An 11,700-nucleotide genomic window follows, 5' to 3' on the forward strand; every position below is an offset into this window, starting at 1 on the left:
TCAGCGCCCCTCCTCGGCACGGAACCGCACCGGCAGCCGGTCGTACATGATGTGCCGGCCGTTCTCGAAGTGCAGCTCGCTCGGGCCGGCGAGGTCGAAGACGGGCAGCTCGGCCAGCTCGTCCAGTACCGCGGCGAACTCCGCCCTGGCGAGATGCACGCCCATGCAGTGGTGGATGCCGTGGCCGAAGCTCAGGTGGTGGTGGGAGTTGCCGCGGTCGGGGTCGAACGCGTCGGGGTCCGGGAACTTCTCCGGGTCCCGGTTGGCCGCGTCGAAGAGCAGCACCACGCGGGCGCCGGCGGGGATGACGGTGTCCGCGACCGTGACCTCGCGGGTCGTGATGCGGGTGAACCGGTCGGTGGGGCACCAGCGCCGCAGCGCCTCCTCGGCGACGGCCGCGCGCAGCTCCGGCTCGCGGCGTAGCCGCAGCTGCAGCCCCGGGTCCCGGCCGAGGGTGTGGACCAGGCGGGTGATCGAGTTCATCGTGTTGTCGTGCCCGGCGACGCAGAAGCTGACGATGATGGAGTACAGCTCCTCGTCCGGCAGCGGCTTCCCGTCGCGCTCCATCGCGGCCAGCTTCGCGATGTAGCCGCCGTCGGGTTCGCGCCGCACCCGCTCGATCTCCTCGGCGAGGATGTCGTGGAAGGCGGGCCAGAACTTGCTCGCGTCCTTGTCGGTGGAGATGTAGGTCCACATCGTCTTCGTCGCCGCCCGGACGCGGCTGCGGCAGGCGTCGGACAGCCCGAACGCCACGCCCAGCACCTCGATCGCGAACGGCTCGGCGAGCTCGGCCATCAGGTCGCCGTGCCCGCGGGCCGCGACCGGCGCGAGCAGCCGGTGCGCCATCTCGCGCAGCCGCGGCTCCAGGTCGGCGATCGACTCGCGGGTCACCGGGGCGGCCATCCGGTCGCGGATCTCGCGCTGCGGCGGCGGGTCGAAGTCGATGGGGGAGAACATCGGCATGCCCTCGGCGCGCGGGAAGTGCACCCCGCGGGCCGAGCTGTAGGTCTGCCAGTCGGTGAGGGCCGCGCGGACGTCCGCGTAGCGGGACAGGATCCACACGCCGCCGTAGGCGGGGGAGTAGGTGACACCGCGGTCGCGGATCTCGCTGTTGACGCGCTGCGCGGTGTACGGGGTGTAGTCGGGGTCGTGATGGTCGAACGCGGTCACCAGCCTGTCGGTGGCGACATCCGCTTCCATGGTCGTGCCGGCATCCATGCCTGCCTCCAAGCCGGGTCGGTGGGCCCATGGGGGTTCCCATGGGCCCTTGACGTTCTTGGGGTCTCGTGTACGGGCAGCCGCGCTGGGCGCGCTACGGGGGTCTATCGGCGGCGCGGGGTGATCGGGGGGAGCGCGGGGGTCGCCGCGGCCTCGGGTGCGGCGCCGATCAGCCGCGCCAGGCCGCTGACGGTCGGGTCGGTCACCAGGTCGTTCATCTCGACGCGGGTGCCGAGGTCCTGCTCGATGTGGCCCTGCAGGCGGGCCAGCAGCAGCGAGTCGCCGCCGAGCTCCAGGAAGTGGTCGTCGGCGCCGACCTTCTCGACGTGCAGCAGGTCGGCGAACAGCCGCGCCAGCTCGGTCTCCGTGCCGGGGGCGGGCGCCCGCCAGGAGCGCGTGGGGCGGCCGCGGGCCCAGTCCGCAGGGGGGAGCCGACGGCGGTCGATCTTGTTCGACGTGTTCAGGGGCAGCTCGTCGAGCTGGACGAAGGCGACCGGGATCATGAAGTCCGGCAGCCGCTCCAGGGCGTAGTCGCGCAGCTCGAGGGGCGCGATCTCGATCTCGCCGGCTTCGGCCGTGAAGCACGCGACGAGCCGGCGCTGGTCGCCGTCCATCGTCGCGACGACGGCGACCTGGCGGACGCCGGGGTGCCGGCCGAGGACCCATTCGACGTCACCGAGCTCGACGCGGTGCCCGCGGATCTTCACGATGTCGTCGATGCGGCCGTGGTGCTCCAGGATGCCGTCGGGGCGGAACCGGCCCGCGTCGCCGGAGCGGTAGATCCTGGTGCCCCGCGCGCCGAACGGGTTGGGGCGGAAGCGGTCCGCGGTCTGCGCCGGGTCGCCGAGGTAGCCGAGGCTCAGGCAGTCGGAGTCGATCCACACCTCGCCGATGCCGTCACCGACCGGGGTCAGGCCGTCGTCCTCCAGCAGGTGCACGGTGACGCCCTCGATCGGGCGGCCGACCGGCGGCGCGGACCGGCGGTCGGCGGCCGTCGCCGTGGACGGCGTGCACCGCAGCGGCCACGGGTGGACGGAGTTGGCGACCTGGAAGGCCTCGAGGCTGCCGTACGAGACGGCGACCTCGAACGGCAGGTCCGGCGGACCCCACTTGTTGAGCCGGTCGCCGCCGAGCGTGAGCAGCCGCAGCGGGGTCTGGCCCGGCCACGGCAGGTTCTGCAGCACCTCGCCGACCGGCGTGATGACGAAGCTGAGCGTGATCTCCTCCTGCAGGAGCCAGTCGCGCAGCGCGGGCGGCGACGCGATCACGTCGTGCTCGCCGATGACGATCTGCGCGCCCTGCCAGAGCAGGCCGCCGACCTCGTGGATCGCGATCCCGGCGCCGGCCGCGCCCAGCCACGAGCCGCGGTCGGCGGCGGTGGTGCCGTTGATGGTGGCGCTGCGGGCGGCGCTGAGCGCCAACCACGAGTGTTGCGCGAGGACGATCTTCGCGGCTCCGGTGGAGCCCGAGGTGAACATGGCGTAGGCGAGCTCGTCCCGCCGCGCCGCCGGGCCGGGGTCCGGCAGGTGCTCGCGGGCCGGCACGCCGGCGTCGATGGTGACCACGGGCAGCCCGCCCGGGACCGGCGGCGTTGGGTTGCCGCCGCCCGGGCAGGGCGCCACGGGCACCCCGACCGGGACGGGCGGCACCTCGGCCGCGTCGGGGCAGTGCGCGACCGCCACCACGGCGGCGGGGCGCCCCGCCGCGATGGCCCGGTTGAAGCGCTCGACCGGCACCGAAGGGTCCAGCGGCATGCAGACGCCGCCGGCCTTCAGGCAGCCGAGCATGCCGACCACCCATTCGATCGAGCGGCCCAGGTACATGGCGACCATGTCACCGCGCCGCACACCCAGGACCGACAGCTCGTGGGCGAGCTGGTTGGCCTGCTGGTTGAGCTCGCCGTAGGTCAGCTCCCGGTCGCCGTGCCGGACGGCCGGCGAGTCCGGGGCGCTGCGGGCGAACCCCTCGATCCGGGAGACCAGGGTCGTCGTGCCTGCTCGGACGACCGGGGTTTCCTGCTGGGTGATCATGTCTGCGATTCCTCCCCTGCTTCTCAGTCGGCCGGTTCTCAGGCGGCCGGTTCTCAGGCGGCCGGGACGACCACTCGCTCCTGCTCCGGGACGTCGTCGATCAGCTTGTGCACCCGGCCCGCGAGGACCCAGAACACGGCGACCACGGCCAGCGCGGCGGCCAGGTAGAAGGCGGTCACGTTGGCGAACGCGACAGCGATCGCGCTGCCCAGCAGCGGACCGGCGGCGTTCGCGCCCCAGACGAACGGCAGGGCGACGCCACCGACGCGGCCCATCGCCTGCGGCGGCGTGGCCTTCTGGATCAGCGTCATCACACCGACGTTGCCGACCGGCGTGGTGAACGACGAGATGCCCTGCGAGATGATCAGGATCGTCACGGCCGTCGCGGTGTTGCCGAACTGGGCGAACGGCAGCAGCAGGAACGCGACCACCAGCATCGAGTGGGTCAGCAGCAGCGTGCGGCCCATGCCGAGACGCTCGTTGATCCGGCGGGACAGGATCGCGCCGAGGATGACCGGCGTGCCGCCGACACCGAGCACGAGACCGATCTGCGCGGCGCTGAGGTGCAGGTCCTGGTAGCCGAACACGATGATCATCGCGAGGACCATGGACACGGCCGTGTTGCCGAAGGTGGCCATCAGCGTCAGGTAGCGCAGCAGCCGGTTGCCGAAGGTCATCGACACGCCGCCGCGCAGGTCCTTGAGGGTCGCCTGTACGCCGCCCGGGCGGGGCTGCGGGGCCGGCTCCTTGAACTTCACGAGCATCAGCGAGAGCCCGGCGAACAGGTAGGTGACGGCGTCGGCGGTGATCGCCCGCGCCGCGCCGAGCGCGCCGACCAGCGCACCACCGGCGCTACGGCCGAAGATGAGCGCGACGGACCGGCTCAGCTGGGTCTTGGCGTTGCCGTCGACCAGGTCCTCCCGCGGCAGCAGCTGCGGCAGGTACGCCTGGTAGGCGAGCTGGAAGACCACGTCGAAGATGCCCTTGAGCACCGCCGCCACGTACAGGTGGGTGATGGTCAACCCGTCGAGGGCCCACAGCAGCGGCAGCGAGCCGAGGATGAGGAACCGGGCCAGGTTGGAGATCTGCATCATCATCCGCCGGTTCAGGCGGTCGGTGAGCACCCCCATCACCGGGGCGAGCAGCACGAACGGGATCCACTGCAGCGCGATCAGCAGACCGACACCGAGTGCGCCCTCACCGAACACCAGCACGGCGAGGGACGGCAGCGCGATGACGCTGATCTCGCTGCCCAGCAGGCTGATCGACTCGCCGCCCCAGACGAGGGCGAAGTCGCGGTTGCGCAGCACCGAGGGGCGGCGACCGCCGGCGGCGGGCGGCTTCCCGCCGGCGCCGGCCGGGCCTTGCGGCGTCCTGGGGGCGCCTTCCGGGCGTGCCTCGGCCCGCTCCGCCGGTGCGTGTGTCCTGTTTTGCGCGTTGGTTGAGGTCATGCCCCATGACTCCTCTGCGGGAATTCGTGCGAGACGCTCGTATTCCGGTGCGCGGGTCTGCGCGGCTGTCGGCACGAGTCTTCACCCACACACCACAACTGCCGACGGCCTCACCGTAACGCGACTCTGCAGACAGCGCATCTTGCGGGGCCAGAAGCCACCCGAACCGGTCACTTCGCGCGCGATTCGCACGCAGTGAGTTATCGTATCTCCATGAGAGACTGTGAAGACTTCATGCCCCTCGCGGTCATCCAGGAGCACTTCTGGTCCTCCGACGCGTCGGCGGCGGAGCAGGCCCCGCTGACCGAGTGCGTGGCGCTCGCCGTGCCCGGCCGCCTGGACCCGGACGCGTTGCGCGCCGCGGTCGGCGCGCTGCTGGCGCGGCACGAGGTCCTGCGCACCGCGCTGCGGCTGCACGACGGCGAGCCGGGCCAGGTCGTGCTCCCGGTGCCGGACCCGCTGCCCGTCACCGTGCTCGACGACCGCACCTCGGGCGACGACGCGCTCGTCCGGTTCGCCGCCACCGGGATCGACCCGTCGTCCGGCTGCGGGATCGCGTTCCTGCTGCTGCACGGCGGCGGTCCCGACGGTGAGGACGTGCTCGCGCTTGCGGTGCACCACATCGTCGCCGACGCCACCGCGGTCCGGTTGCTGCTGGCGGAGCTCGCCGCGGACTACACCGCCGCGCTCGCCGGGCGCCCCTCGACGGTGCCGGAGCCCGAGCTGCAGTACGGCGACTTCGTCCTCTGGGAGCGCGAGGCGCTGCTGCCGGCCACCCAGGACGCCGACACCGCGTGGTGGAGCGAGACCCTCCGCGACGCGCCCACCAGCCTCGACGTGCGCCCCGACCGGCCGCGCCGGCGGATCCGCCGCGGCGTCGGCAGCCGCGTCGAGCTGGTCCTGCCGGGCGTCGGCGGGCCCGCGCTGCGCGCCGCCGCCCGGGACCTGCACAGCTCGCCCTACGCGCTGTGCCTCGCCGGCTGGGCCGCCACGATCGCCCGCTCCACCGGCCGCGACGACCTGATCCTCGGCGTGCTCGCGGCCAACCGCGGCGCGCCGCAGCTGGAGACGCTGGTCGGGCAGCTGTCCAACACCGTCCCGCTGCGCCTGGACCTCGGCGGCGCCCCCGACCTGCCCGAGACGGTGGCCCGCTGCACGAAGCGGGTCGCGGCGGCGATCGAGCACGTGCGGCTGCCGTTCAACCGGATCGTGCGGGCCGCCGCCGCGCCGCGGCCGACCGACCGGACGCCGCTGATCCAGCACCTGTTCCTGCCGCGCGTGGACGCGGTCGGCGACCTGCGCTTCGGCGGGCTGCCGGTGCGGGTCCTGGACGTCGAGCGCGGCCGGGGCCGGTTCGACACCGTCGTGGAGATCGAGTTCTCCGACGAGCGGGTCCGGCTGTGGCTGGAGTACGACGGCGACCTCTACACTCCCGAAGGCGTCCGGGCGCTCGTCAACGACTACGCCCAGGTGCTGCGGCAGTGGCTCGCGCGGCCGGAGCTGCGGCTGCCGGAGCTCGACCTGCACACGCCGGAGCCGGCGCCCCTGGCCGGGGACGGCGCCGAGCGGGTGCGCCTGGAGCTGCCGGACGGCACGCCGGTGACGCTGACCCTCGACCGCTCCCGCGGCGCACAGGACTGGCCGGTGGTGACCGGCGTCGACGCCGGCCAGGAGCTGCGGCTGGCCGACGGGCTGTCGCCGCACCAGCCCACGGCGCTGCTGCTCGGCGGCGCGCCCACCGGGCTCACGGCCCGCCGGGACGTCGGCGGCCGCCTCGAGATCGTGGACGGCCTGCCCGCGGCTGCTTCAGTCGAATCCGGGCCGGCCCGCCCCGACGGCCCCGACCGGCTGCTCGACCTGATCGTCGAGATCTGGGCGCAGGCCCTGGAGAAGCCGGGCCTCGCGCCGGACGCGGACTTCTTCGAGAGCGGCGGGCACTCGCTGCTCGCCACCCGGCTCGTCGCCGACATCCAGGAGGCGCTCGGCGTGCGGGTGCGGGTGCGCACCCTGTTCGAGAACCCCACCCCGGTGGAGCTGACCGGCGCGCTGCGCGCCGCGAACCCCGAGCTGGACGGCATGCTGGAACTGGTCGCCGACCTGCCCGCGGACCTTGACGAGGCGCCCGACTCATCGGACTCCTCTTTGGAGGACGACGTGGTCGTCGAGGTGCCGCTGCTGTCCGGGCAGCGGCAGCTGTGGCTGGCCGAGCAGGCCGACCCGGGCTCGCTCACCCACACGATCCCCCTCGTGCTCGACCTCACCGGGCCGATGCACCCCGAGGCGTTCGCGGCCGCGGTCAACGACGTGGTCGCGCACCAGCCGGGGCTGCGGGGCACGTTCGTCGAGGTCGGCGGGCAGCCGGTACAGCGGATCCAGCCGCACACCGGGATCGACGTGCCGGTCCACGACCTGACCGGCCTCGACGACGCCGCGCGGGAGGCCGAGCGCGGACGGCTCGAGCACGACATCGCCTACACCGGCTTCGACATCACCCGCGGGCCGCTGCTGCGGGCGCGGATCATCCGCCTCGAACCCGAGCGGCACCAGGTGCAGCTGCTGTTCCACCACCTGGTCACCGACGAGGTGTCGATGACGCTGATCATGCGGGACCTCGCCGTCGCGTACGAGGCGCGGGCCGCCGGACACGCGCCGGCCCTGCCGCGCCACGAGGTCGGCTTCGCCGCCCTCGCCCGGGCCGAGCAGGAGCTGCTCGACGGCCCCGAGGGCGAGCGGCTGCGCCGGTTCTGGGCCCGCGAGCTCGCCGGCGCCCCGCCGCTGCGGCTGGACACCGACCGCCCGCGCGGCGACAAGGCGAGGTTCCGGGGCGAGTTCCTGGAGCGGCCCGTCTCCGCCGCCGCGGCGCGCACGCTGCGCGAGGTGGCCGCCGCCGGGCGCACCACGCCGTTCACGGTGTTCTGCGCGGCCGTCGGCGTGCTGCTGCACCGGCTCAGCGGCCAGGACGACATCGTCATCGGTATCCCCACGGCGAACCGGACCCAGCGCGGCGCCGACCAGCTCGTCGGGTGCTTCCTCAACGTGGTCCCGGTCCGGCTCGACCTGTCGGGCAACCCGCGCTTCGACGAGCTGGTGCGGCGGGTCGGCGCGGCGGTGCTGCGCGCCTACGAGCACCAGCAGGCGCCGTTCGCCGACATCGTGCAGACCGTGCAGCCCCGGCGGGTCACCGGCGTGCACCCGATCTACCAGGTCACGTGCGAGCTGCAGCTGGAGTCGTGGATGCCGGCCGACCTCGCCGGGCTGGGCTGCGAATACCGCTTCATCTCCCACGGCACGGCCCGCTACGACATGGCCTTCCACGGGCTGCTGCGCCCGGCCGGGCTGTCGGCGATGCTCGAGCTCAACACGGACCTGTGGGACCACGCGTCCGGCTACCAGCGCATCGACCAGGTGCTGGAGCTGCTGGCCGCCGTCGCCGAGTCACCCGCGGCTCCGATCGGGGAGCTCGGTGGGGTGCGCCGGTGATGGCGTCACCCTATGGTGTATGTCCGTTGCAGAGAGTCAACAGGCTGTGGCGACTGCGAGCCGCCGACCTGTCGAAAGCTTTACCAGGTCAGGCGGGGGTTTGAGCCCTCGGAGGGTGTCGCCTTTGGCGGGCTCTCAAGATTCGACCGCAGTATAGTATCGACAGGATAGCTGTGCCACTCGACATGCACCATTTCCTCGGCTCGCCCCGAGGTATTGCAAAGAATAAGGCGGACCACCATGGATTCCGATCAGGAGTACGTTGAAACGCACTACACGGTCAAGATCGTGGCCGAGAGCCCGGACGGCGACAAGCAGCCCGCCACCATCACGGCGCGGGTCCGGATCAACCAGAATCTCGAGGCGCAGGTCGTCGAGCTGTCGGTGATGGCGCCCGAAGGCGGGGCACTGCCGGTCAACGCCGCCCGTTCGATCGACTTCGACATGCTCGCCCGCTCGCTCAGCAGCGCCGTCGCCGCGACCGTGCTCAACGGGGCGACGCCGCCGGAGCCGGAGGAGCGGCAGGCCCGCCGCGCCAAGCCCGACCGGCCGTACCGGCGCATGCCCGACGCCGAGCTGGTCGCCGCGGAGCTGCGCCGCACCGGCAGCGTGGGGCAGCTCGCCCGGCACTTCGACGTCCCCCGCTACACGGCCCAGGCCTGGGTGGACCGGCTGCGGCGCAACGGGCAGCTCGAGTTCTTCGACAGCTGATCGTCGACTCTGCAGACTCCGGCAGACACTGGGATACTCGAGTGATGACCGTGGACAAGCTTTCGCAGCGACTCGGACCCTATGTCGAGCACCTCGGCCTGCAGTTCGAGGAGGTCGGCCCCGACCAGGTGGTCGCCGCCTGGTCGGCCCGCGGCGACCTGCTGCAGCCGCACGGCATCCTGCACGGCGGGGTGCACTGCGCGGTGGTCGAGTCCGTCGCGAGCGTGGCCGCCGACCGGTGGCTCGGCGACAAGGGCACCGTGGTCGGGGTCAGCAACACCACCGACTTCTTCGCGCCGGTCACCGCGGCCAACGGCCGGCTCACCTCGACGGCGGTGCCCATCCACCGCGGCGCCACGCAGCAGGTTTGGGCGGTGGAGACGGTCGACGCGGCCGGCGGGCTCGTCGCCCGGGGCCAGGTCAGGCTGCAGAATCTGCGCTGATCGGCAGCCCTTTCGGCGGGCTTCTCCCGAATGAGGGAACCCGCGCGGAACCCGGCCCGGCGGTCGAAGCGGCGGTCCTACGGTGCAGGCATCACCGCAACGACCGACGGGAGTCCGCCGCATGGACTGGCGCGCAGAGGTGCTCGACCAGCTCGACCTCTACTGGGAGCACAACCTGACGCCCGCGCTGGCCGGCCTCACCGACGACGAGTACTTCTGGGAGCCGGTCAAGGACTGCTGGTCCGTGCGGACCGCGGCGGACGGCCGCGCCACGCTCGACGGCGGGCACGACACCCCGGACCCGCCGCCGGTGACGACGATCGCCTGGCGGATGACACACGTCTCGCTGCACGTGCTGGGACTCCGCACCAGCGCACACTTCGGCGACGGCTCGCTGACGATGGCGACCGCCGAGCTGCCGGTGACCGCGGACGCGGCCGTCGCCGCGCTGAAGGGCCACTACCGCGACTGGCGCGACGCGGTGAGCGCACTGGACGAGGCCGCCCTGGAGCGCCCGATCGGCGAGACGGAGGGCCCGTGGGCCGACCGCCCGATGGCGACGCTGATGCTGCACGTCAACCGTGAGGTCATGCACCACGGCGCGGAGGTCGCCCTGCTGCGCGACCTCTACCGCACCCACTTCGCCTGACCCGTCCTCCGATCACCCCCCGGCGCGGCAAACAGCAGCCCTCACCGCCATCCGACGTCCGGAGCGTGCCCCGGATCTCCAGATGCGACACCGCCCGTGCGCATGAGCGCCGCCATGCCTGCTGCGGCCCTCCACTCTCCCGTGATCGAAGGACGTCCCGGGCCGTCCGGACGACCAGCTCTGTCCTTGGATCACGGTGGTGGGGCACCGAGCCGAGCTGCGGGTGCGGGCGGGAGATGCCTGGCGGTCGTGCCGGGTGGTGGGTGCGGGCAAGCGGTATCTGGACCGGCTCGGCGAACACCACGAACTCGTCGCCGGCGGTGGTGCCGGGGCTGGTGCCTGGGGTGGTGGGTTGCTGTTCCGCGGGCGGCGCAAGGGGCGGGCTTCGGAGCGTTACGGCCGCTGCCGTCTCCGATTCGCCGTGATCGAAGGACGTTCCGGGCCGCCCGGACAACCAGATCCGTCCTTCGATCACTCACTGCGGAGCACCGGGCACCGAGCGCCGAGCACCGAGCGCCGAGCGGCGGGCGCGGGTGGCGGTGCCGGTTGTGGTGGTCCGGTGTGTGGGCGGGGTCAGACGACGCGGACCGTCAGGCCGCTGACGCCGTTGGCCTTGCCCACGTGGGTGGCCTCCTTCTGGAGGTCCTTCTCGGGCAGGACGGCGCCGTCGAACGGGGTCACCACGAGGTCCTTGCCCTCGATCTCCCAGACGGCCTCGATCCGGCCGTCGACGACGACGATCGGGGAGATCCAGCCGGCGGTGCGGCTCACCTTGCTGCGGTGCTTGGCGTCCAGCAGCACGTCGTCCTTGGTGCCGGGGCCGAGGATGTACTGGTCGAAGTGGCCGAGCAGCTTGACGCCCTTGCAGTCGGCGGAGCCGGCGAGGTCGTCGGCGTGCTCGGTCAGGATCATCGCCTTGCGGCCCTCGACGTCGACCTCGGTGAGCTTGTCGCCCATGTCGGCGAACCACTTGCGCAGCTTCGGCTTGCTCGTGCTGTTGAGCGTCAGCCAGCGGTCGAACGTGTCGGGGCTGGCCGGACCGTACGCGCCGAGATAGGCCTCGATCGCGATGGGGGCGGCATCGTCGGGCTCGGGGACGCCCTTCCAGTCCTTGCCGAACTTCTTCGCCGGCGACGTGAACGTGATCTTGTTGCCCTGGTTGGGGCCGTGGCAGAGGGCGCCGCGCCAGGCGAGGGGCTTGAGCACCGAGCCCCACCCGGAGCGCAGCCGCTCCTCCATGCCCGCGAAGCGCTTGTCGGCGATGAGCTTCGTGACCAGCTGGTCGCGGGTGAGCTCCGCGCCGCCCTCGAGGATCTGCGACACCTCGTCGGTCAGCTCATCCACCTGCTTGGGGCTGACGCCGGACGCCTTCGTCCAGGACGGCTTGAGCCAGCTGCCCGCGGCGGCCATGAGCGACAGGAAGGCGCCGGCGTCCTGCGGGCGCAAGAGGTGCAGCGTGCCGCGCATCGCCCAGGTCTTCAGCAGCGTCAGGTCGGCGACGTCCCGGTCGACTGCGTCGCCGTCGGGTGTCGTCTGTCGCAAGGCGACGGCCAGCTCGGCGGCGCTCCACACCTGCGCCTGCACACCACACAGCCTGCCGACGATCTCGCTCGCGCTGGCCTTCGTGCGCGGGTGCACGAACTGCCGCTTCATCCGCCAGGTCGCGACCTGTTTCCAGGTGACGTTCACGGTGCCCCCTCTGCAGTCACCTCACCCTA

The 11,700-nt window shown here is 72.6% G+C and carries 8 protein-coding genes; 4 read left to right on the forward strand and 4 right to left on the reverse strand.

Annotated elements, in window-relative coordinates:
* The 3 genes from AB0J72_RS06480 to AB0J72_RS06490 all read right to left on the reverse strand — a co-directional run bounded on the left by AB0J72_RS06480 (position 1) and on the right by AB0J72_RS06490 (position 4,699).
* Positions 1 to 1,218, reverse strand: coding sequence for a cytochrome P450 (locus AB0J72_RS06480; RefSeq protein WP_363395096.1), 1,218 nt, complete (start codon positions 1,216 to 1,218; stop codon positions 1 to 3).
* Positions 1,219 to 1,322: 104 nt separating this feature from the next.
* Complete coding sequence (locus AB0J72_RS06485) at positions 1,323 to 3,248, reverse strand: non-ribosomal peptide synthetase (protein WP_363395099.1); 1,926 nt, start codon at positions 3,246 to 3,248, stop codon at positions 1,323 to 1,325.
* Between the two features lie 53 nt (positions 3,249 to 3,301).
* Entirely contained in the window at positions 3,302 to 4,699 is a 1,398-nt protein-coding gene (locus AB0J72_RS06490) for an MFS transporter (protein ID WP_363395102.1), read from the reverse strand.
* Between the two features lie 213 nt (positions 4,700 to 4,912).
* On the opposite strand from AB0J72_RS06490, the gene AB0J72_RS06495 reads away from it, so the two are divergent.
* The 4 genes from AB0J72_RS06495 to AB0J72_RS06510 all read left to right on the forward strand — a co-directional run bounded on the left by AB0J72_RS06495 (position 4,913) and on the right by AB0J72_RS06510 (position 9,982).
* Entirely contained in the window at positions 4,913 to 8,179 is a 3,267-nt protein-coding gene (locus tag AB0J72_RS06495) for a condensation domain-containing protein (protein ID WP_363395105.1), read from the forward strand.
* Between the two features lie 240 nt (positions 8,180 to 8,419).
* A complete protein-coding gene (locus tag AB0J72_RS06500; RefSeq protein WP_363395108.1) occupies positions 8,420 to 8,890 on the forward strand; it encodes a hypothetical protein in 471 nt (156 codons plus the stop codon).
* Positions 8,891 to 8,934: 44 nt separating this feature from the next.
* Positions 8,935 to 9,333: a PaaI family thioesterase gene (locus AB0J72_RS06505; protein ID WP_363395111.1), complete on the forward strand. Its 399-nt coding sequence runs from the start codon at positions 8,935 to 8,937 to the stop codon at positions 9,331 to 9,333.
* Between the two features lie 121 nt (positions 9,334 to 9,454).
* Complete coding sequence (locus AB0J72_RS06510) at positions 9,455 to 9,982, forward strand: DinB family protein (protein WP_363395114.1); 528 nt, start codon at positions 9,455 to 9,457, stop codon at positions 9,980 to 9,982.
* Positions 9,983 to 10,555: 573 nt separating this feature from the next.
* Here the strand turns inward: AB0J72_RS06510 and AB0J72_RS06515 are convergent.
* Positions 10,556 to 11,671 carry a winged helix DNA-binding domain-containing protein gene (locus AB0J72_RS06515; protein ID WP_363395117.1) on the reverse strand — a complete coding sequence of 372 codons (1,116 nt, stop codon included), beginning with the start codon at positions 11,669 to 11,671 and terminating at the stop codon, positions 10,556 to 10,558.
* Between the last annotated feature and the right edge of the window lie 29 nt (positions 11,672 to 11,700).

This window comes from Dactylosporangium sp. NPDC049742, assembly GCF_040674675.1.
Taxonomy (GTDB): Bacteria; Actinomycetota; Actinomycetes; order Mycobacteriales; family Micromonosporaceae; genus Dactylosporangium; species Dactylosporangium maewongense.